This is a genomic window from Variovorax sp. GW821-FHT06D12 (genome assembly GCF_059419205.1).
The window spans coordinates 557,669-577,800 of record NZ_JBWKRI010000003.1; the positions used below are offsets into that span (position 1 = coordinate 557,669).

General features: G+C 69.0%; 20 protein-coding genes. 2 read left to right on the forward strand and 18 right to left on the reverse strand.

Annotated features, from left to right (window positions below; genetic code table 11):
* Positions 1–2 precede the first annotated feature (2 nt).
* The 12 genes from AC07SQ_RS13290 to AC07SQ_RS13345 all read right to left on the reverse strand — a co-directional run bounded on the left by AC07SQ_RS13290 (position 3) and on the right by AC07SQ_RS13345 (position 14,127).
* The gene (locus AC07SQ_RS13290) at positions 3–953 is read right to left on the reverse strand and encodes an ABC transporter permease (protein ID WP_495270938.1); all 951 of its coding nucleotides are present in this window, start codon (positions 951–953) and stop codon (positions 3–5) included.
* Positions 954–974: 21 nt separating this feature from the next.
* The gene (locus AC07SQ_RS13295; protein WP_307694464.1) at positions 975–1,916 is read right to left on the reverse strand and encodes an ABC transporter permease; all 942 of its coding nucleotides are present in this window, start codon (positions 1,914–1,916) and stop codon (positions 975–977) included.
* 141 nt (positions 1,917–2,057) lie between these two features.
* On the reverse strand, positions 2,058–3,656 hold the full coding sequence (locus AC07SQ_RS13300) for an ABC transporter substrate-binding protein (protein WP_495270937.1): 1,599 nt from the start codon (positions 3,654–3,656) through the stop codon (positions 2,058–2,060).
* A gap of 6 nt (positions 3,657–3,662) precedes the next feature.
* Complete coding sequence (locus AC07SQ_RS13305; RefSeq protein ID WP_095744276.1) at positions 3,663–4,202, reverse strand: MarR family winged helix-turn-helix transcriptional regulator; 540 nt, start codon at positions 4,200–4,202, stop codon at positions 3,663–3,665.
* 234 nt (positions 4,203–4,436) lie between these two features.
* Complete coding sequence (locus tag AC07SQ_RS13310; protein ID WP_495270936.1) at positions 4,437–5,894, reverse strand: N-acyl-D-amino-acid deacylase family protein; 1,458 nt, start codon at positions 5,892–5,894, stop codon at positions 4,437–4,439.
* Between the two features lie 13 nt (positions 5,895–5,907).
* Positions 5,908–6,912 carry an ABC transporter ATP-binding protein gene (locus tag AC07SQ_RS13315; protein WP_495270935.1) on the reverse strand — a complete coding sequence of 335 codons (1,005 nt, stop codon included), beginning with the start codon at positions 6,910–6,912 and terminating at the stop codon, positions 5,908–5,910.
* On the reverse strand, positions 6,909–7,943 hold the full coding sequence (locus AC07SQ_RS13320) for an ABC transporter ATP-binding protein (RefSeq protein WP_492686086.1): 1,035 nt from the start codon (positions 7,941–7,943) through the stop codon (positions 6,909–6,911). The genes AC07SQ_RS13315 and AC07SQ_RS13320 overlap by 4 nt, the downstream gene beginning before the upstream one ends.
* 13 nt (positions 7,944–7,956) lie before the next feature.
* Positions 7,957–8,874, reverse strand: coding sequence for an ABC transporter permease (locus tag AC07SQ_RS13325; protein WP_495270934.1), 918 nt, complete (start codon positions 8,872–8,874; stop codon positions 7,957–7,959).
* A 25-nt stretch (positions 8,875–8,899) separates the two neighbouring features.
* A complete protein-coding gene (locus tag AC07SQ_RS13330) occupies positions 8,900–9,835 on the reverse strand; it encodes an ABC transporter permease (protein WP_495270933.1) in 936 nt (311 codons plus the stop codon).
* 15 nt (positions 9,836–9,850) lie between these two features.
* Positions 9,851–11,428, reverse strand: coding sequence for an ABC transporter substrate-binding protein (locus AC07SQ_RS13335; RefSeq protein ID WP_495270932.1), 1,578 nt, complete (start codon positions 11,426–11,428; stop codon positions 9,851–9,853).
* 49 nt (positions 11,429–11,477) lie between these two features.
* On the reverse strand, positions 11,478–12,929 hold the full coding sequence (locus AC07SQ_RS13340) for a M81 family metallopeptidase (protein WP_495270931.1): 1,452 nt from the start codon (positions 12,927–12,929) through the stop codon (positions 11,478–11,480).
* Between the two features lie 43 nt (positions 12,930–12,972).
* Positions 12,973–14,127 (reverse strand): NAD(P)/FAD-dependent oxidoreductase, encoded by a 1,155-nt coding sequence (locus tag AC07SQ_RS13345; RefSeq protein ID WP_095744282.1) that lies wholly within the window; start codon positions 14,125–14,127, stop codon positions 12,973–12,975.
* Positions 14,128–14,331: 204 nt separating this feature from the next.
* On the opposite strand from AC07SQ_RS13345, the gene AC07SQ_RS13350 reads away from it, so the two are divergent.
* Positions 14,332–15,045 carry a helix-turn-helix domain-containing protein gene (locus AC07SQ_RS13350; RefSeq protein ID WP_307584806.1) on the forward strand — a complete coding sequence of 238 codons (714 nt, stop codon included), beginning with the start codon at positions 14,332–14,334 and terminating at the stop codon, positions 15,043–15,045.
* Positions 15,046–15,088: 43 nt separating this feature from the next.
* Entirely contained in the window at positions 15,089–15,439 is a 351-nt protein-coding gene (locus AC07SQ_RS13355) for a DUF2200 domain-containing protein (RefSeq protein ID WP_495270930.1), read from the forward strand.
* An 18-nt stretch (positions 15,440–15,457) separates the two neighbouring features.
* Here the strand turns inward: AC07SQ_RS13355 and AC07SQ_RS13360 are convergent, their stop codons facing one another.
* From AC07SQ_RS13360 to chrA, 6 genes are all read right to left on the reverse strand, one after another.
* Positions 15,458–16,273, reverse strand: coding sequence for a class I SAM-dependent methyltransferase (locus AC07SQ_RS13360; RefSeq protein ID WP_495270929.1), 816 nt, complete (start codon positions 16,271–16,273; stop codon positions 15,458–15,460).
* A 205-nt stretch (positions 16,274–16,478) separates the two neighbouring features.
* Positions 16,479–16,853, reverse strand: coding sequence for a DUF2845 domain-containing protein (locus AC07SQ_RS13365; protein ID WP_062468861.1), 375 nt, complete (start codon positions 16,851–16,853; stop codon positions 16,479–16,481).
* Positions 16,854–16,888: 35 nt separating this feature from the next.
* A complete protein-coding gene (locus AC07SQ_RS13370) occupies positions 16,889–17,185 on the reverse strand; it encodes a hypothetical protein (protein WP_495270928.1) in 297 nt (98 codons plus the stop codon).
* A 132-nt stretch (positions 17,186–17,317) separates the two neighbouring features.
* Positions 17,318–17,776: a chromate resistance protein ChrB domain-containing protein gene (locus tag AC07SQ_RS13375; RefSeq protein ID WP_495270927.1), complete on the reverse strand. Its 459-nt coding sequence runs from the start codon at positions 17,774–17,776 to the stop codon at positions 17,318–17,320.
* The gene (locus tag AC07SQ_RS13380; RefSeq protein ID WP_492734504.1) at positions 17,773–18,699 is read right to left on the reverse strand and encodes a Fe-Mn family superoxide dismutase; all 927 of its coding nucleotides are present in this window, start codon (positions 18,697–18,699) and stop codon (positions 17,773–17,775) included. The genes AC07SQ_RS13375 and AC07SQ_RS13380 overlap by 4 nt, the downstream gene beginning before the upstream one ends.
* A 10-nt stretch (positions 18,700–18,709) precedes the next feature.
* A complete protein-coding gene (gene chrA / locus AC07SQ_RS13385) occupies positions 18,710–20,083 on the reverse strand; it encodes a chromate efflux transporter (protein WP_495270926.1) in 1,374 nt (457 codons plus the stop codon).
* Positions 20,084–20,132: the final 49 nt, after the last annotated feature.

Below are 20,132 nucleotides of genomic sequence, written 5' to 3' on the forward strand. Positions count from 1 at the left end.
GCTCAGCCTCCGCGTGCCTTGAACTTGGGATCGAGTGCGTCGCGCAGGCCGTCGCCGAGCATGTTCACGGCCAGCACCGTGAGCGCCAGGAAGAGGCCGGGCAGCAGCACGGTCGAGGGGTGCGAGGTGAAGTGCGTGCGGCCTTCGGACATGATGTTCCCCCAGGTCGGCACCTCGGACGGCAGGCCGATGCCCAGGAAGGACATCACGGCCTCCACCAGCATCGCCGCCGCGCAGATGAAGGTGCCCTGCACGATCAGCGGTGCCACCGTGTTGGGCAGGATGTGGCGCAACATCAGCTTCCAGGTCGGCGTGTCGAGCGCGACGGCCGCTTCCACATACGGCTCTTCGCGCACCGACAGCACCACCGAGCGCACCAGCCGCGCCACGCGCGGCGTCTCGGGCACCACGATGGCCAGGATCACCGTGAGCAGGCTGGGTCGCCACACGGCCACCAGCACGATCGCGAACAGGATGCCGGGGATGGCCATCATCCCGTCCATCACCCGCATGATCACGCCGTCCAGGCGCCGGAAGTAGCCCGCCACCATGCCCACCACGAGGCCGAACGCGACCGAGCCCAGCGCCACCGCCACGCCCACCGACAGCGAGATGCGCGCCCCGTAGGCCGTGCGGCTCCACAGGTCGCGGCCCATGCTGTCGGTGCCCAGCGGGAAGAAGCGATCGAAGCTGTCGCCCGCCAGCGTGGTGAACTCGGCGCGCGCGCCGGGCGGCAGGTGCGAGTTCGCGGGGTCCATCGCGTTCGGGTCGATGGTACCGAGCCAGGGCGCGGCCACCGCCAGCAGCAGCATCGCGGCCAGCAGGACGCCGCCGATGCGCACGCCGCTGTTGGCGAGCAGGCGGCGCAGCAGCGAGCGGGCCGGGGCCCGGGGTGCAGCGGGAGGAACCGCGGCAGAGGCAGGCGCATCGTCGCGCAGGGAGATCGAAGTCATGGCTGGGCTTTCGAAAGGAGGTCAGTACCGGATGCGCGGATCGAGCAGCAGGTAGCTCAGGTCCACCAGCAGGTTGACCACCACGTACACGAGCGAGAAGAAGAGGGTGATCGCCTGGATCAGCGGGTAGTCGCGCGAGAGCACGGCGTCCACCGTGAGCTGGCCCAGGCCGGGGATCGCGTAGATCGTCTCGGTGACCACCACGCCGCCGATGAGGCCCGCCACGCTCAGGCCGATGACGGTGGCGATCGGCACGGCCGCGTTGGCCAGCGCGTGGCGCAGCAGCATGCGCCACTCGGCGATGCCCTTGGCGCGCGCGGTGCGCACGTAATCTTCGGTGAGCGCCTCCGACACCGCCGCGCGCGTGACCCGCGCGATGAGCGCCGCGTACATCACGGCCAGCGTGATGCAGGGCAGCGCCAGATGGCGCAGCCACGGGCCCACGCCGTCGCCGATGCGCTGGTAGCCCTGCGAGGGCAGCCAGCCGAGCTGCATCGAGAACAGCCAGATCATCACGTAGCCGGCCACGAACACCGGCACCGAGAAGCCGAGCACCGAGGCGCCCATGATGAAGCGGTCGAGCCGGCCGCCGCGCCGCGAGGCCGCGAGCACGCCCAGCGGCACGGCGATCAGCACCGTGAGCACCACCGTCACCGCCGCCACCGAGAGCGTGGGCTCCAGGCGCTGGCCGATCAGGTCGGTCACGCGCATCCGGTAGAAGAACGAGTAGCCGAGATCGCCGCGCAGCACCTGGCCGAGCCAGTGCACGAACTGCGTCACGATCGATGCATCCAGGCCCAGCTGGGCGCGGATGCGTGCGATGTCCTGCGCGCTGGCCGCGTCACCGGCAATGGCCGCCGCGGGGTCGCCGGGCGTCATGCGCAGCAGCAGGAAGACGATGACGGCCACGATCAGGAGCACGGGCGCGGTGGCCAGTCCGCGGCGCAACAGGAAGTGGAGCATGTGAATCAGGTCCTTGACGAGGGGCCGGGCGTGTGGCGCGGGCAAAGGAAGTCCCGCCCGGCTGCCGCGCAAGGCGCAGCCGGTCAGGGGGGCGATCAGAAAGGGGAGAGGGGCGGGCGCGCGGGCCGGCCTATGTCGCGGTCATGGCGATGGTGCGGACGTCTTGCGCACGTTCCAGTACAGCACCGCCGGCGATGGCAGCAGGCCGGTGATGGTGCCGCGGCGCACGGCCGTGGGCGCCTTGCCTTCGCCGAGCGGGGCGAGCACGCCGTGTTCGAGCACGACCTGCTGGATCTGCGTGGCGATCTCCTTGCGCTGCGCGAGGTCGGCGGTGGCGATGAACTTGGTCTTCAGCGCCTCGAGCTCGGGCACCACGGGCCAGCCGAAGTAACCCTGGTCGCCGTTGCCGGTCAGCGGGCTGTAGCCGATGGGGCTGCTCGCGTCCACGCCGCCCCAGAAAGTGATGAAGGCGTTCCAGCCGCCGTTCTCAGGCAGGTCCTTCTTGGCGCGCCGGGTCACGAGCGTCGCCCAGTCGGTGGTCTGTACGTCGACGTTGAAGCCCACTTGCTTGAGCAGCTGGCCGTACACCGCAGGCAGCTTGTTCAGCGCGGGCGCATCGCCCGGCAGCAGGATCACCACGGGCTTGCCGTCGTAGCCCGATTCCTTGAGCAGCTTGCGCGCCTCTTCGAACTGCGGCTTGCCGGTGTAGAAGCCCGTCTTGTCGCTCGCGTAGAGCGAGCCGCACAGGTAGATCGAGGCGCAGGGCTTGTAGAAGTCGCGGAAGGTGACCTGCGCGCGCAGCATCGCTTCCTGGTTGATGGCCAGCATCGCGGCCTTCAACGCCTTGGGGTTGTTGAAGGGCGGCACCTTGTGGTTGTAGAGCACCGTGAAGGGGCCCGCCGGCATCACGTCGACCAGCTCGATCTTGTCGTTGGTGCGCATGCCGGTGTAGCCCGACGAGGGCACGGTCTCGAGCATGTCGACCTCGCCGTTGAGGAGCGCGTTGGCCTGCGTCTGCGGGTCGCGCAGCATCACCCATTCGACGCGGTCCACATGCACCACCTTGCCGCCGGCCAGGCCCGAGGCGGGTTCCTTGCGCGGCACGTAGGCGGTGTTCTTGCGGTAGATGACGCGGTCGCCCGGGCGGAAGTCTTCCTTGGCGAGCGTGAAGGGGCCGGAGCCCACCATCTCGTCGATCTGCTTGTCGGCGGGCGTGTCGGCCACGCGCTTGGGCATGATGAAAGGCACCAGCGGGTTGGGCTTGCCGAGCGCGTCGAGCACCACGCCGAAGGGCTGCTTGAACGTCATGCGAAAGCCGTTGGGGCCGTCGGCGGCGATGCTGTCCATCGCCTCGTACATCTTCTGGCCCAGCGTGTCGCGCTTGGCCCAGCGCGCCAGCGAGGCGATCACGTCCTGCGAGGTGACCGGCGCGCCGTCGTGGAACTTCAGGCCCGGGCGCAGCGTGAAGCTCCACACCTTGTTGTCGGCGCTCGCGCTGTACTTGTCGACCATCTGCGGCTTGATGACGCCCTTCTCGTCCATCGCGAAGAGGGTGTCGTAGATCATCAGGCCGTGGTTGCGCGTGATGTTGGCGGTGGTCCAGATCGGGTCGACGATCTTCAGATCCGACGAGGGCACGGTGCGAAGCACGGTCTGGGCGGACGCGGTGGCGGCGAAGCACAAAGCGAGCGCCGACAGGGAAGCCGCCGCGACGCGGCGCGGTGAAAGGTGGATTGCCATGGAGCCTTACTTCTTTCGGGAGGGAGCGGAAGACGAGGGAGAGGAAGACGGGGGCGATTCCTTGCTTTCGCGCAACTGCACCAGCAGGAATTCGAAGATGTCGCGCGAGCCTTCTTCCGCGTCGATGAGCTTGTGCATGATGCGGCGCAGGTTCTCGATGTCGGCGACGCTCAGGCAGTCGAGAAAGCGCGCTTCCATCTCGTGCCCGATGGGCTCGGCGCGCAGCACCATGTCGATGCCGGCCGGGCTCAGGCACAGACGGATCTGCCGCGCGTCCTCGGCGCCGATCTGGCGCTCGACCAGCTCGCGCTGCACCAGCGAACTCACCAGCTTGGAGACCAGCGTCTTCTCGATGGCGCAGGTCTGCACCAGCTGGCCCATGGTGATGCCGGGCGCGGCGCCGATCATGCGCAGCAGCCGCACGTCGCGGATCGACAGGCCGAGCTCGATCTCGTAGATGCGCGAGCCGCGGTCGCGCGTGCGCTGCGAGGCCAGGTCGAGCAGGACGTTGAGGTAGTCGTCTTTCAGGCGAAGCGGGGCGTGCATGTCGGGTTGGTAGAAGTCTTCAATAGTTGAAATGTTCAACTATGTGGGCGAACTACGCAAGCTCCGGGCCAGCTGTCGAGGGAAATCCCCTAGGGGCGCTCTGCCAGAGGGAAAGAGCGCAAGGGAGAAAGAAAAGCCGGGCCCCTGAGGCCCGGCGTGTTCACCGATCCGGTGCTGCGCATGCACCAGGATGCGAAGGCGGGCGCCGTGCAGGCGCCGCCGAGGTGCGCGCTGTCAGGCCGCGTCCTGGCGCACGATCACCTGCCCGTTGCGCGCACCGCTGTGCACGCCGTGGCGCCAGGTGACGGCGCCGTTCACGATCACCGCGTCGATGCCTTTGGCCGGTTCGGTCGGCGTTTCGTAGTTCGCGGTGTCGCGCACGGTGGCGGCATTGAAGACCACCACGTCGGCGTGGTGCCCGACCTTGAGCGCGCCGCGCTCGTGCAGGCCGAAGTTGCGCGCCGTGAGCCCCGTCATCTTCCACACGGCCGTCTCCAGCGGGAACAGCCCCACGTCGCGGCTGTAGTGCCCCAGCACGCGCGGGAAGGTGCCCCACAGGCGCGGGTGCGGCTTGTCGCCCAGCGGAATGCCGTCGGAGCCGATCATGGTTTCGTCGAAGGCGAGCACGCGCTGCACGTCGTCCTCGTCCATCATGAAATAGATGGCGCTGCCGGGCGACAGGCGCAGCGCGGCCTCTTCGCCCGACACGCCCCATTCGGCCGCGATGTCCTTCAGGTCGCGGCCCGCGCACTCGGGGTGCGGCACGCTCGAGGCGATGAGCACGCGGCCGTCCATCATCCCGCGGTCGGTGCGGATCATGGTGGAGCCCGCGGTGTACGGGTAGCAGTCGAGGCCGATGCACTGGTGCTTCATCGCTTCCTGGATGAAGGGCAGCGTGACCTTGGTCTTGCCGAAGTTCTGTGTGTTCTGCACCTTGTGGTGCGACACCACCACCGGAATGTCGAGCGCGCGGCCGATGTGGAAGGTTTCTTCCAGCGACTCCATCACGTGGTCGCTCTCGTCGCGCATGTGCGTCACGTACAGCGCCTTGCGCGCCGTGAGCGGACGGCCGACCTCGATGATCTCCTCGGTCGTCGCCTTCACGGCCGGCGGGTAGAAGGTGCCGGTCGACAGGCCGATGGCGCCGGCCTGCATGGCTTCTTCGACCAGTGCCTGCATGGCGGCGATCTCCTGTGCGGTGGCGGGGCGGTCGAGGTCGGACATGGTCACGGCGCGCAGGGTCGAGTGGCCGACCATCGCCGCCACGTTGACCGACGAGGGCGTGGCGCGCAGCGCGTCGAGGTAGGCCGCAAACGTCGTGAAGCGGTCTTCCGGCGGCGTCTCGAGCAGGCTCAGCGGCATCGGCAGGTCCATGTCGGCGCGCAGCGGCGCGGCGCTGATGCCGCAGTTGCCCGCCACCACCGTGGTCACGCCCTGCGACACCTTGAACGGCATCTGCGCGTGCGACAGCACGGCCTGGTCGTCGTGCGTGTGCGAGTCGATGAAGCCCGGTGCGACGATGCGGCCGGTGGCGTCGAGCGTCTGGTCGGCCGTGTGGCCCGCGAGCTTGCCGATGGCGGCGATGCGGCCATTGACGATGCCCACGTCGGCGTCGAAGCGCGGGGCCTTGGTGCCGTCGATCACGGTGCCGCCGTGGATCAAGAGGTCGTAGTGGGGTGTCTTGTCGGTCATGAGGGCAATGCTTTCAACGGAAGTGGCAGGCGACCCAGTGGCCGCCCTGGGAAGTCGAGGGGCGCTCGCTCAGCTCGGGCGTCTTCTCCTTGCACGCGGCCTGCGCCATCGGGCAGCGCGTGTGAAAGCGGCAGCCCGAGGGCGGGTTGGCCGGGCTCGGCGGGTCGCCCTGCAGCAGCAGGCGGCGTGCCGGCGTGCGCGGGTTGGGCACGGGCACGGCCGACAGCAGGATCTCGGTGTACGGATGGCGCGGGGCCGAGAACAGCGTGTCGCGGTCGGCGATCTCCACGATGTGGCCGAGGTACATCACGGCCACGCGGTGGCTGATGTGGCGCACCACGGCGAGGTCGTGCGCCACGAACAGGTAGGCGATGCCGAACTCGGCCTGCAGGTCCATCAGCAGGTTGACCACCTGCGCCTGCACCGACACGTCGAGCGCCGACACGGGCTCGTCGCAGACGATCAGCTTGGGGTTCAGCGCCAGCGCGCGCGCAATGCCCAGGCGCTGGCGCTGGCCGCCCGAGAACTCGTGCGGAAACTTCTTCGCCGCCTCGGGCCGCAGGCCCACGCGCGAGAACAGCCACTGCACGCGCTCGCGCCGCTCGGCCACCGACACGTCGCCGAAGTTGCGCAGCGGCTCGGCCACGATGTCGCCGGCCGTGAGACGCGGGTTCAGCGAGGCGTAGGGGTCCTGGAAGATGATCTGCAGGTCGCGCCGGCGCTGGCGCATCGCGTTCGCGGGCAGGGTCAGCAGCTCTTCGCCGTTCAGCCGCACCGAGCCCGAGGTGGGCTCGACCAGCCGCATCACCGACTTGGCCGTGGTGGTCTTGCCGCAGCCCGATTCGCCGACCAGTGACAGCGTCTCGCCGTGCCCGACGTTGAACGACACGCCGTCGACCGCCTGGATGGCGGGCTTCGCCGGGCGCAGCCAGCGCCGCGGCGAGGTGTAGTGCTTGCGCAGTTCGCGCACCTGCAGCAGCGGCGCCTTCGTGGATGTTGTTGTGGTTGTCGTCGTCATGCGCTCACCTCGGCAGCCTCGTCGGTCCATTGTTCCTGCACCGCGAAGCATGCGACCACGTGCCCGTCGCCCTGCGTCGAGAGCGGCGGTGTCTCGCGGCGGCAGCGTTCGCGTGCCTGTGCGCAGCGTGCGGCAAAGGCGCAGCCGCGCCCGAGCTCGTGCGCGGCGGGCACCATGCCCGGAATCTCGTGCAGCCGCGCACTCGAGGTGCTCATGGCGGGCATCGAAGCCATCAGCGCGCGGGTGTAAGGGTGCAGCGGGCGGTCGAACAGGTCGACCACGTCGGCCTCTTCCACCTTCTTGCCGGCGTACATGACCACCACGCGGTCGCAGCTCTCGGCCACCACGCCCAGGTCGTGCGTGATCATCACCACGCCCATGCCCAGCTCCTTCTGCAGCCGCTTGATGAGGTCGAGGATCTGCGCCTGGATCGTCACGTCGAGCGCGGTGGTGGGCTCGTCGGCGATCAGCACCTCGGGGTTGCAGGCCAGGGCCAGCGCGATCATCACGCGCTGGCGCATGCCGCCCGAGAGCTGGTGCGGGTACTCGTTCACGCGCCGCTCGGGCTCGGGGATCTGCACCAGGCGCAGCATCTCGACCGCGCGCTGCAGCGCCTCGGCGCGGCTGGCCTTCTGGTGCAGCTGCACCGTCTCGGCGATCTGCCGGCCCACGGTGAGCACCGGGTTCAGCGAGGTCATCGGTTCCTGGAAGATCATCGAGATGCGGTTGCCGCGGATCTGCCGCATCTCGCGTTCGCTCAGCTGCATCAGGTCGGTGCCGCGCAGGCGCACGGAACCCATGTGGCGGCCGGGCGGCGTGGGCACCAGCCGCAGGATCGAGAGCGCGGTCACGCTCTTGCCGCAGCCCGATTCGCCGACCACGCCGAGCGTGCGGCCCGCGCGCACGGTGTACGACACGCCGTCGACCGAGCGCACCGTGCCCGCGAGCGTGCTGAAGTAGGTGCGCAGGTTGTCGACCTCGAGCAAGGGCTCGCCGGGGGCGAGGGTGGCCTGGGACATGGGGATCGTCATGGGGCGTTCCTCTTCACAGCTGCCGCGCCAGGCGCGGGTCGAGCGCATCGCGCAGGCCGTCGCCGAGCAGGTTGATGGCGAGCACCGTGGCTGCCAGCAGCAGGCCCGGGTACAGGATGATGTGGAACGCCACGGTCACGAAGTTGCGGCCCTCGGCCATCATGTTGCCCCAGCTCGGCGTCTGCGAAGGCACGCCCACGCCGAGGAAGGACAGCGCGGCCTCGGTGAGCACGGCGGCGGCGGCCACGAAGGTGGCCTGCACCACCAGCGGTGCGACGATGTTCGGCAGCACGTGCCGCACGAGGATCACCGGCAGCCGCGTGCCCACCGCATGCGCGGCCTCCACGAACAGCTGTTCGCGCAGCGTGAGCGCCAGCGAGCGCACCAGCCGCACCACGCGCGGAATCTCGGGCACGGTGATGGCGATGATCACGGTGGTGAGGCTGGCGCGCGTCACGGCCATGAGCGCGATCGCCAGCAGGATGCCGGGGATGGCCATGAGCCCGTCCATCACCCGCATGATCGGGCCGTCGGCCCAGCGCACGAAGCCCGACACCAGGCCCAGCGCGATGCCGAAGAAGGTGGCGAGCACGGCCACCGAGGCGCCGACGATCATCGACACGCGACCGCCCCACACGGCGCGGCTGAACACGTCGCGGCCCAGCGCGTCGGTGCCGAACCAGTGCTCGGCCGAAGCCGGCTGCATGCGCGCCAGCGGGTCGATGTCCTGCGGGTCGTGGGTAGCGATCCAGGGTGCGGCAATGGACAGCGCGGCCACCGCGAGGAGCAGCAGCGCGCCGACGATCAGCGTCGGGTGCTTGCGCACCCAGCGCCAGCGCGGCGGTACGAAAGGAGGGTCTTCGGCGGTGTCGGCGACAGCGGCGTTGGGAACCGGCGCATCGACCTCGCGCAAGGGCAGGGCAGTGGACATGGCGTCGTGGGGCTCGTTCTTTGTTCTAGTACTGGATGCGCGGATCGAACAGGCGGTAGCTCAGATCGATCAGGAGGTTGATCAGCACGTACGCGCCCGCCGACAGCAGCAGCACGCTCTGGATCACCGGGTAGTCGTGGCGCTGCACCGAATCGATGACCAGCCGGCCCACGCCCGGAATGGCGAACACCGTCTCGGTGACCACCACGCCGCCGATCAGCAGCGCAATGCCCGCGCCGATGGTGGTGGCGATGGGAATGGCCGCGTTGCGCAGCGCATGGCCCAGCACCGGCAGCACGCCCAGGCCCTTGGCGCGTGCGGTGCGGATGTAGTCCTCGTGCAGCACCTCGAGCACGGTGGCGCGCGTCATGCGCGTCACCAGCGCGATGTACACCAGCGCCAGGTTCACGCAGGGCAGCACCAGCGCGCGCAGCCAGGCGCCGGGGCCTTCGGAGAAGTTCACGTAGCCCTGCACCGGAAACCACGGCAGCTGCACCGCGAAGGTGTAGACCAGCAGGTAGCCCACGAGGAACACCGGCACCGAGAAGGCCAGCACCGCGAACAGCATCACGAGGCGGTCGATCCAGGTGCCCGCGCAGTAGGCCGCGAGCGTGCCCAGCGGCACGGCCGTCACCAGCGTGATGAGCATGGTGAGCGCCGCGATCGACACCGTGGGCTCCAGCCGCTGGCCGAGCAGCTGCGTCACCGGCACCTGCGTGAAGATCGAGGTGCCCAGGTCGCCGGTGAAGATCTTGCCGATCCACAGCCCGAACTGCTGCCACAGCGGCAGGTTCAGGCCGAGCGCGGCGCGCAGCTTGTCGATGTCCTCGGTGGTGGCGAGGTCGCCCGCGATGAGCGCGGCCGGGTCGCCGGGCGACAGGTGGATCAGCAGGAACACCACCACGGCCACCACCGCCATCACCGGCAGCGTGGAAAGAAAGCGTCGAACGATGTAGCCCATGGCGGTGCGCGTGGCTTACTTGTCGAGCACCCAGACAGTGGGCATGCCGGCCCACATCTTGTCCAGCCCCTTGATGCTGGCGCGCGCCGCGAACGCGGCCGAGTACTGGCCCGCGTTGATGTACGGCACGGCCTCGTAGGCGCGCGACTGGAAGGCGTCGAGCAGTTCCTTGCGCTTGGCCGGCACGGTTTCCTTCAGCCAGGCGGTGCGCAGCTCGTCCAGTTTCTTGTCGCAGGGCCAGCCTGGCAGCGTGTTGCCGCAGGCCGCGCCCAGGTAGGCGTTGCTGATGGGCGAGTTCACGTCGAACTCGCCGGCCACCGTGACGTACATGTTCCAGCCGCCGGCGTCGGACGCGTCGCGCTTGGCGCGGCGTGCACCGATCGAGGCCCAGTCCATGGTCTGCGCATCGACGTTCAGGCCGATGCTCTTCATGGTCTGCGCGGCCATCAGCGCCTCGGCGTTGAGGTAGGGCACGTCGCTGGGCACCATCAGCACCACCTTCTCGCCCTTGTAGCCGGCGTCGGCGAGCATCTTCTTCGCCTTGGCGACGTCGGCCTTGCGGAAAGGCTCCGCGCCGGCCGAGGTGTCGTTGGGGCTGCCGCAGATGAACCAGGTGGCGCAGTAGGCCATGCGCATGTCCAGCGGGAAGCCCATGGCGGCCACGAAGCGTTCCTGGTTCACGGCCTGCAGCAGCGCCTGGCGCACCTTCGGGTTGTCGAAGGGCGGGTGCAGCTGGTTCATCACCAGGAAGCCCTGGTAGGCGCCGCCGGAGCCGATCTTGATGTTGCTGTCGGTGCGCAGCGGTGCGATGTAGTCGGGCGCCAGCTGCTCGATGTAGTCGACCTCGCCGCGCTTGAGCGCCGAGATGGCGCTGTTGGCGTCGGGCAGGTAGAGCCATTCGACGCGGTCGAGGCTGGTCTTCTTGCTGCCGGCCAGGCCGCTCGGCGGCTCGCTGCGCGCCACGTAGTTCGGGTTGCGCACGAACACCGTCTTGTTGCCCGGCACCCATTCGTCACGCTTGAAGATGAAGGGCCCCGAGCCGACGACCTCGGTGAGGGGCGCGGTGGCCGGCAGCTTGGCGATGCGCTCGGGCAGGATCACCGGCGGAAAGCCCGAGGGCTTGGCCAGCGCGTCGAGCACCATGCCGAAGGGCTCGTTGAGCGTGAGCGTGAGGGTGCGCGCGTCGGTCGCCTTCCACTCGGCGCCGACGGCCGTCATGGCGCGGCCCAGGCTGTCGCGCGCCGCCCAGCGCTGCAGCGAGGCCACGGCGTCGGCCGAGGTCACGGCGGCGCCGTCGGAGAACTTCAGGCCGGGGCGCAGCGTGAAGCTCCACTGCTTGCCGTCCTTGGAGGTCGTGTACTTCTCGACCATCTGCGGCTGCGGCTTGCCGGTAGCATCCTGCGCGAACAGCGTGTCGTACACCATGTGGCCGAAGTTGCGCGAGATGTAGGCCGTGGTGAAGGTCGGGTCGAGGATCTTCAGGTCGGCATGCGCCACCACCTTGAGTGTCTTGGGCGGCGTCTGGGCGAGCGCGGGAAGGCTGGCGGCCGAAAGGGCCAGGGCAGCGAGGGCAGCAAGCGTTCGTCGGGTCATCGTCGGTTCTCCGGTCGGTGGGGCGAAACAAGAAAGAAGAAGAGGGAGTTCAGGCGGCGACGCCGATGGGCCACTTCGGCAGGCGAGCCTTGCGGTACGGCAGGGTGGTGAGGTCGAGCGTCACGGCGCCCGGTGCGCCGGCGTAGATCACGTGCTTGGCCACCTGCGAGTACGACGCGTAGAAGTGCTGCGACGACTTGACGACCACGATCTTCTTGGCGGCCAGGTCGCAGCCCAGCTGCGTGAACAGGTCGGTGCCCATGGCCTGGTTGCGCCGCGTGATCAGCACGATCTCGATGCCGTTCACCTCGACCAGCGCGCAGTCGCCCATGGCGGTGGGCGTGTTCGACAGGCCCGTCATCACCAGGTCTTCCTTCAGCGCCTTCACGGTGCATTCGAGGTCCAGCGGATCGCCCGACAGCGGACTGATCTTGCCGCCGATGCGCATCTGCAGCCTGGCGCCCACGCCGGCGTCGAAGGCGATGCGCACGGCGATCGGGTCCCACATCGGGCCCAGCGCGGCGTTGGTGATGCCGCGCTCCAGCATGCGACTCAGGATGAAGGTGGAGTCGCTCGCCGCGCCGCCGCCGGGGTTGTCGGCGCCGTCGGCCAGCACCACGGGGCCGCCGTCGAAGGCCAGCGCTTCGTCGAGCGAGTCGTCGATGCTCGGGTAATTGACCGTGAGGCCGTCGCGCATGGCGATGACCTCGTCGGCGAGCTGGCGTGCCAGCGCATTCGCCTTGGCCTGATCGCCGTCGGTGTAGACCAGCACCTTGGTGCCCATCTCGGGCACATCGCCCCACGAGAAGCCGTGCGTGAGCGAGACCGAGAGCACGCCGTCCTTGCCTTCGAGCGCCTGCATGCGCTGCACGAAGCTGCGCGCCGGTTCGCGCGAGGTGTGGACGGTGACGATGATGTCGCAGTCGACCATCGCGACCACCGGCTTCACCTTGCCTTCCACGGCCGCGGCGCAGATGTCGACCAGCTCCAGCCCGCGTTCGAGCACGTCGGTGTGTGGGTACTCCTTGAAGGAGACCATCACGTTGGCGTTGTCCACCATGGCGGGCGTGAGGTGGTTGTGCGGGTCGAGCTCGGCGCCGATCACCACATCAGGGCCGACGATCTGGCGCACGCGCGCCAGCATGTCGCCTTCGCAGTCGTCGTAGCCGTCGGCCACCATCGCGCCGTGCAGGCCGAGCAGCACCATGTCGACCGGCAGCGCGGCGCGCAGGTCGTTCAGCATCTCGTCGCGCAGCGTTTCGTAGGCGTGGCGCGTGGTGATGCCGCTGGGCTGCGCGCCCGCCACCATGCCTTCGAGCAGCGTCCAGCCCTTTTCCTTGCCGCGGATGCGCGCGGCCCACAGCGGGCCCGAGTAGATCGTCAGCGCGTCAGGATGCTGGCCGGCGGGAAAGTAGCCGCGGTCCTTGAAGGAGGCGATGCCGGTCGGCATCGGGCCGAAGGTGTTGGTTTCGGTCGCGAGGGAGGCACTGAAGACACGCATGGTGATTTCTCGTGGGGAAGATTGGTGGGGGAAGGAATGCGGATCAGCCGGCGGTGCGCAGGCGCTGCGGGCCGAGCATCTCGGCCGTGAGCCCGAAGCCCGCGATGCGCTCGGGCAGCGGCAGGCCGCGTGCCAGCGCGGCGCAGGCCTCGCCCATGGCGGCCGAGGTCTGGATGCCGTAGCCGCCTTGCGCCGCGACCCAGAAGAAGCCGGGCGCGTCGGGCGCGAAGCCGCCCACCAGGTCGCCGTCGGCCACGAAGGAGCGCAGGCCGGCCCAGGTGCGCGTGGGGCGGCGGATGGCGAGCGTGGTCGCTTCCTCGATGCGGTGCATGGCGATGGCGATGTCCATCTCTTCGGGCTGCACGTCCTGCGGCTCGACCGGGTCGGCGTTGGCGGGCGAGCCCAGCAACATGCCGGCGTCGGGCTTGATGTACCAGCCCTCGTCGGCGGCGAACACCATCGGCCAGTGCGCCACGCTCTGGCCCTCGGGCGGCGCGAAGATGAAGGCCGAGCGGCGGCGCGGCTCGATGCCCAGCGGGCGCACACCGGCCAGTTGCGCGATGGTGTCGACCCAGGCGCCCGCTGCGTTGAGCACCACGGGCGCTTCGTACACCGCGTCGCCGGCCGTCACGCGCCAGCGCTCGCCCACGCGTTCCATGGCCGTGACCTCGGCGTCGCACACCAGCTTGCCGCCGGCCTGGCGCATGCCGCGCAGGTAGCCCTGGTGGATGGCGTGCACGTCCATGTCGGAAGCGTCGGGTTCGTACACCGCGCCGGCCACCTGCTCGGGGCGCAGCGCCGGCACCATCTCGCGCGCCTGCTCGCCATCGAGGCGCTGGGCGCCGACGTCCATGGCGCGCAGCAGCTCCCAGTGCGCTTCGAGTTCGTGCAGGTGCTCGGTGCCCGCGACCATCATCGCGCCGCGCGGTGTGAGCAGCGGGTGCTCGGCAAAGCCTTCGGGCGGGTGTTCGAGGAAGGCGCGGCTGGCCATGGTGAGGGCGCGCACCTGCGGCGTGCCGTAGCTCTCCATGAAGAGCGCAGCCGAACGGCCGGTGGAGTGGTAGCCCGGCTGGGCTTCGCGTTCGAGCAGGATCACGCGGGCATGCGGGGCGAGCCAATGGGCCACGGAGGCCCCGGCGATGCCGCCGCCGATCACGAGGTAGTCGGCCACGACGGGAGTGGTTGTGCTTGTTGTCATCGCCGAAAAGTGTAGGTAGAAATTTGCGGATACGCAAATTGATTTGCGCCAACCAAGGGGAAACCATGGGTGCACCATCGAGGTGAAATTTGCGTACACGCAATTTGCGCATACGCAAAACGCATGCCGGAGCTGTCGCGCCGTGCGTGGCCGGCCGGGCGCGGGGCTGGCAGAATCGCCCGGCATACCTAGAGAAAGCCAAGCGTGACTCCACACACAGGGAACCGGGGCGGGGCGAAGCCGAAGGAAGAGCCGCCCACGCTGGACCGCACCACTTTCGGCCATCGCCTGCGCACCGCGCGCAAGCGTTTCGGCTGGACACTGGCGCAACTGGCCGAGCGCTCCGGCGTGTCGATCACCACCATCTCGCGCGCCGAGCGCGGCCAGCTCGCGCTCGGCTACGAGAACTTCACCGCCCTGGGCCGCGCGCTCGAGATGGACATGAACGCCATGTTCGCGGGCGCCGGCGTCAAGCCCGAGCAGCTCGACGGCCCGGTCGTCACGCGCGCGGGCAAGGGCGTGGTCTACAAGGGGCTGGCCATCGCTTACGAGTTCCTGGGCACCACCGCCGCCGGCAAGCAGATGAGCCCCATCGTCGGCACCGTGCACGCGCGCCGCATCAACGGCCCCGAGGACTTCGTGCGGCACACGGGCGAAGAGTTCGCCTACGTGCTGTCGGGCGAGATCGACGTGTACTTCGACAACGGCGAGGTGGTGCGCCTGGCGCGCGGCGACTCGCTGTACTTCGACAGTCGCCTCGGCCACGCCTACGTGAGCGTGAGCCGCCAGCTCGCGAAGATCGTGGGCATGACCTCGGGGGAGAGCGGGCACATGAAGTCGGCGCGCGAGGCGCCTGCGATGAAGCCGGCGCGCAAGACTGTGGTGGCGAAGAAGACTGCAGGTGGCCGCAAGGGCTGAGCGCCCGCGTCAGCCTGCGGCCCGACTTGAAGGAGACATGACGATGTCAGAGCACCGGATCTTCGCGATGCCGTTCGCCAAGGTGTACCCCATGTACGTCCAGAAAGCGGAGCGCAAGCAGCGCACGAAGGACGAAGTCGATCAGGTCATCTGCTGGCTCACCGGCTACGACCCCGCGGGGCTGCAGCAGCAGATCGACCAGCAGAACGATTTCAGGATCTTCTTCGCGCAGGCCCCGGCGCTGCACCCGAACCGCGCGCTGATCAAGGGCGTGGTGTGCGGCGTGCGCGTCGAGGAAGTCGAAGACCCGCTGATGCAGAAGATCCGCTACATGGACAAGCTGGTCGACGAGCTGGCCAAGGGCAAGGCGATCGAGAAGATCCTGCGAACGTAGCCCGCGCGTTGCGCGTGTCTAGCCCGTCGCCACGATGACATGCGCCTGGATCTTCCCAGCCACCGGCCCCGCGCCATGCCGGCGGGCAATCGCCTCCTCCGCGCGGTCGGTCGCAAGCTGGAGCAGGCTTGCGTCGCGCGCCTCGATCTCGTTGCGCAACGGCGTGCCCTGGCAGTAGGCCACCGCCACCTCGCGTGCCGAGGGCGAACGGCTCAGCTTCTCGTGCGTCTGGATCTCGATGTCGGTGAACCCCGCGCGGCGCAGGTCGTCGCGGATCTGTGCGACGTCGTGGTAGCCGTGCGGCGTGCGCGCGAGAAAGCGCGGCGGGTCGTCCGGGAACACGGTGGCGACGGCGCGGGTGACGTCGTCGGCGAAGGCGTTGTCTTCGATGCGGTCCCAGACGCTGAACACGAAGCGCCCGCCGGGTTTCAGCACGCGACGCGCCTCGCTGTAGCCGGCAACTCTGTCAGGGAAGAACATGGCGCCGAACTGGCACAGGACCACATCGAACGAGGCGTTCTCGAACGGCAGGGCGAGCGCATCGGCCTGCCGCCATTCGATGCGGTTGTCCCTCGCCTGCCGCGTGACGGCGTAGTCGAGCATGGCGGGGTTGAGGTCGGTCACCACGTAGCGCGCACCGGCGCCGAGCTGGGGTGCCAGCATCCGCGTGACCGCGCCGCTGCCGGCCGCCGTTTCCAGCACCGCGCCGGGCGAGAACGCAGCGACCAGGGCGGCCGCGTCGACGGCGTAGCCCTCGAAGATCAGGGGGACCATCAGCGTGTCGTAGAACTTCGGGATCGAGCCCGCGAACACCTTGTCGCTTTCGTCGGCCATGGGAACTCCTTGAAAGCTCTGAACAGAGCGGGCCTGCTCCCTTGCTCCAACGAGTCCGTTGCCTGTTCGGGCATGCGTGACGGGGACGATGGGCCATGGTGGCCCTGCCAGGCATCGTCGTCAACGCCGTTGCGCGGGCGTCCTCCCCTGTAGTGGGTACCGGAGATGTTGCCGGGCGTTTCGGGCGCGCCGATCGGTCGACCCCCTAACGGCCGCGGTCCCCGTCGCGCACCGATTCGATGGTGCCGTTGTAGATGCGCACGATGCCGAAGAAGGTGCCCGGCCCGCGGTCGTAGGTCCATTCCTCCATCGGCACGCATTGATTGGCGAGCACGGCCTCGGGGCTGCCTGGCCGATACGGCGTGAGGACCCAGCCGAGCTGCACCATCGGCACGCAGACCGCCTGCCGGTAGACCGGCTCGCCGCAGGTCTGGAGCAAGGTCGCGGGCGACGCCCCTTTTCCGACGAGGTAGCCGTTGCAGGCGAGGGACTGTGCTGCCGCGGAACTGGCGATCAGCAAGGCGGCCGCTGCGATCGAAACCCCGGTGACCAGGCGTGCGAAACGAGCCGTGCCCTGCATCGTTGACCCTCTTGAATGCTTCATGTGCGCATCACTCACTCACGAACCAGCTGGGCGTACCGCCAGAGGCCCCAGATCGCGCCGACGGTGATGCCGATGCCCACGCTCCAGACCGCCGACACATCGAATCCGAGCGCCAGGATCAGCATCAAGCCGACGCTGACCAGCGCGATGAAAGTCAGCGTGACGAAATCGAAGCGTGCGACCTCGACGGTGTCTTCCGCCACGCTGCGGTTGCGCTGACCGTGCTTGCGGCGCAGGCCCCGGAACAACAGGACATCGAGAACGAAATCGAAGATGCCGACGACAAGGTCGGCCAGGATGCTCCACATCGGGACGCTCCATTTGCGGTGACACCCTGGGTTGTCGCTGTGCGCTCAAGGGTCCGACCCGGGTGGTGCGGCGGAGCCGGGCGAAATGTTAGCGTGCTTCCGGCAAGGCAGGCCATCGTCCTCCGACCCGCTTCACGCCGGCATCTTCGGCGGCCAGTGGTGCGTCTCGCCACGGCCCTCGCTGCACCAGGCATAGAGCGCGTCGTACATCACGAGCCCGTGCTGCAGCATGGCGTGGTCGTCGGCAAACACGCGCGACAGGCCCAGCGAGATGGCGTAGAGCCCTGCCGACTGCGGCGTGAGGTCGAGCCGCGCGGTGTCCGCACCGCGCACGATGTCGGCCATCTGGTGCAGCGCAGGGTCGGCGAGCTCGTACTTCGCGAGGAAGGCGTCGAAGCTGCAGCGCTCGCCGACGTGGCTCATCTCCACGCCCGGAAGGTCGTAGGGCGTGGCGCCGGTGCTTTTCGCCGTGCTCAGCACGTCGGCCGGCGGCACGTAGAGAAACTCGGCCTCGCGGTCGATGAAGCGCAGGATCAGCCACGGGCAGGCGATGCGGTCGATCTTCGGGCGTTCGCGGGTGATCCATTTCATGGCGTGGCTCCTGGGTCGGCAGGCTTGGGCTGGAGCGGCCGGCCGGCGGCCTGCCAGCCGTCGATGCCGCCGCGCAGATAACGTGCATCCAGGCCTGCGGCGCGCAGCCGCAGGGCCGTGCTGCGTCCCACCTCGTGGCCGTACACGCAGTAGACGACCAGCGCGCGGTCGGCCGGGAGCTCGGCGGCCCAGTGCTCGACCGCCGCCGGGTCGCGCCAGCGGGCACCGGGGAGCATCGACGCGGCCTGCGCGAACACGCCGGCGCGGCGCACGTCGAGCAGCACCGAGCCGGCTACGTCGTCCTGCGCCGCGCCGAAGAGTTCGCTGGCGGCGTGCACCGCCTGCTGGTAGCGCGCGTACACCGGGGCCCAGTCGATGTTGGCCATGAAGGCATCGACATACGCACCGGCGGCGGCGCCGTGGTCCAGGTGGTAGGCGTGCTCGTACATGTCCAGCGCCAGCAGCGGCGTGCCGCCTGCCAGCGCATGGGTGTGGTCGGCGGCCCATTGGTTGACCAGCGTGCCCTCGCGCGGCTGGAAGGTGAGCAGCACCCAGCCCGAGCCGCCGCCAAGCGCCTTGCCCATCGCTGCGAATTCCTCGCGCCATCGGTCGACGCTGCCGAAGCTGGCCGCCAGGGCGAGCGCCATGGCGGGCTCCATCGACCGGCCGTCGCCGCCGAGCGATGCGAAGTACAGCTCGTGCAGCAGCATCGAGTTGCTGGCGATGAGCTCTTCGCGCTTGAGGCCGTTGAGTTCGAAGCCGGGCATGGCGGCGAAAGATGCCGTGGCGAGCTTTGCGCGGATGGCGTTGAGGCGCTTGACGGCGCCGCCATAGTTGTTCTGGTGATGGCTGTTCAGAAGTTGCGCCGACAGGCCGCGTAGCGCGGCGGGATCGAAGGGCAAGGCTTGAGTTCGGGCGTCCATGACGACTCCTTCAGCGCAGCAGCGGAAGCAACAGGGTGACTGCCAACCCGATGGCCGCGCAGGCACCGAGCAACGTCATCACGCCGACCTTGAAGCGGAACAGGGCGATGGCCGCGGCCACGGCCATCACCGCCGAGATCGCGTCGAAGCGGCCACCGAAGCCGTGCGGCCAGAGCACGTGGTACGCGAAGAACAGCGCCAGGTTCAGGATCACGCCCACCACCGCCGCGGTGATCGCCGACAGCGGTGCCGTGAAGCCCAGCCGGCCGTGCGTGGCCTCGATGGCGGGCCCGCCCGCCAGGATGAAGATGAACGAGGGCAGGAAGGTGAAGAAGGTGACGACCGTCGCGGCCAGCGCGCCGCCGAGGAACAGCGAGTCGGGCCCCAGCACCTGCGTCAGCCAGCCGCCGACAAAGCCGACGAAGGCCACGACCATGATGAGCGGGCCCGGCGTGGTTTCTCCCAGCGCCAGCCCGTCGATCATCTGCGCGCCGGAGAGCCAGTGGTACTGCTCGACGGCCCCCTGGTACACGTAAGGCAGCACGGCATAGGCGCCACCGAAGGTCAACAGCGCGGCCTTGGTGAAGAACCCGCCCATCTGCGTGAGCGTGCCATGCAGGCCCTGGGTCGCGACGAGCACGCCCATGGCCAGCAGCCACAGGCCCAGGCCGATGCCCAGGATCTTCAGCAGGTGCGCGCGGGAAAAGCGCGCGTGCGCCGGCGTGGGCGTGTCGTCGTCGATCAGCGCCGGGCCGTGGTGCTGCTGCGCGCTGCCGTGGCCGCCGCCGAGTGCGAACACCTCGGGCGCCCATCGCGCGCCGACGTGGCCGATCAGGCCGGCGGCCAGCACGATGGCCGGAAACGGCGCATCGAACGCGAAGATGGCGACGAAGGCCGCGGCGGCGATGCCCCACATCCACCGGTTCTTCAACGCGCGGCTGCCGATGCGGTGCGCCGCGTGCAGCACCAGCGCGGTGACCGCCGGCTTGATGCCGTAGAAGATGCCGGCCACCACCGGCACGTTGCCGAAGCGCAGGTAGACCCACGACAGCGCGATGAGGATGAACAGCGAGGGCAGCACGAACAGGGCGCCGGCCACGAGGCCGCCGCGCGTGCGGTGCATGAGCCAGCCGATGTAGGTGGCCAGTTGCTGCGCCTCGGGGCCGGGCAGCAGCATGCAGAAGTTCAGCGCATGCAGGAAGCGCTTCTCGCTGATCCAGCGCCGCCGCTCGACCAGCTCCGCATGCATGATCGCGATCTGTCCGGCGGGCCCGCCGAAACTGATGAAGCCGAGCTTGAGCCAGAAGCGAAGCGCTTCGGCAAAGGAAATGGGCGTGGGGGGCGCAGGAAGCGCGGAGGAGGCGTCAGGCAAGGCGGTGTCCACGGAAAACTCCGTTGAGGGTCACCAGCGCTTGGACGGGACACCGTCTTGC

Coding starts and splice junctions, on each gene's coding strand:
- AC07SQ_RS13290 (WP_495270938.1), bottom strand. CDS start 953: ATGACTTCGATCTCCCTGCGCGACGATGCGCCTGCCTCTGCCGCGGTT.
- AC07SQ_RS13295 (WP_307694464.1), bottom strand. CDS start 1,916: ATGCTCCACTTCCTGTTGCGCCGCGGACTGGCCACCGCGCCCGTGCTC.
- AC07SQ_RS13300 (WP_495270937.1), bottom strand. CDS start 3,656: ATGGCAATCCACCTTTCACCGCGCCGCGTCGCGGCGGCTTCCCTGTCG.
- AC07SQ_RS13305 (WP_095744276.1), bottom strand. CDS start 4,202: ATGCACGCCCCGCTTCGCCTGAAAGACGACTACCTCAACGTCCTGCTC.
- AC07SQ_RS13310 (WP_495270936.1), bottom strand. CDS start 5,894: ATGACCGACAAGACACCCCACTACGACCTCTTGATCCACGGCGGCACC.
- AC07SQ_RS13315 (WP_495270935.1), bottom strand. CDS start 6,912: ATGACGACGACAACCACAACAACATCCACGAAGGCGCCGCTGCTGCAG.
- AC07SQ_RS13320 (WP_492686086.1), bottom strand. CDS start 7,943: ATGACGATCCCCATGTCCCAGGCCACCCTCGCCCCCGGCGAGCCCTTG.
- AC07SQ_RS13325 (WP_495270934.1), bottom strand. CDS start 8,874: ATGTCCACTGCCCTGCCCTTGCGCGAGGTCGATGCGCCGGTTCCCAAC.
- AC07SQ_RS13330 (WP_495270933.1), bottom strand. CDS start 9,835: ATGGGCTACATCGTTCGACGCTTTCTTTCCACGCTGCCGGTGATGGCG.
- AC07SQ_RS13335 (WP_495270932.1), bottom strand. CDS start 11,428: ATGACCCGACGAACGCTTGCTGCCCTCGCTGCCCTGGCCCTTTCGGCC.
- AC07SQ_RS13340 (WP_495270931.1), bottom strand. CDS start 12,929: ATGCGTGTCTTCAGTGCCTCCCTCGCGACCGAAACCAACACCTTCGGC.
- AC07SQ_RS13345 (WP_095744282.1), bottom strand. CDS start 14,127: ATGACAACAAGCACAACCACTCCCGTCGTGGCCGACTACCTCGTGATC.
- AC07SQ_RS13355 (WP_495270930.1), top strand. CDS start 15,089: ATGTCAGAGCACCGGATCTTCGCGATGCCGTTCGCCAAGGTGTACCCC.
- AC07SQ_RS13360 (WP_495270929.1), bottom strand. CDS start 16,273: ATGGCCGACGAAAGCGACAAGGTGTTCGCGGGCTCGATCCCGAAGTTC.
- AC07SQ_RS13365 (WP_062468861.1), bottom strand. CDS start 16,853: ATGCAGGGCACGGCTCGTTTCGCACGCCTGGTCACCGGGGTTTCGATC.
- AC07SQ_RS13370 (WP_495270928.1), bottom strand. CDS start 17,185: ATGTGGAGCATCCTGGCCGACCTTGTCGTCGGCATCTTCGATTTCGTT.
- AC07SQ_RS13375 (WP_495270927.1), bottom strand. CDS start 17,776: ATGAAATGGATCACCCGCGAACGCCCGAAGATCGACCGCATCGCCTGC.
- AC07SQ_RS13380 (WP_492734504.1), bottom strand. CDS start 18,699: ATGGACGCCCGAACTCAAGCCTTGCCCTTCGATCCCGCCGCGCTACGC.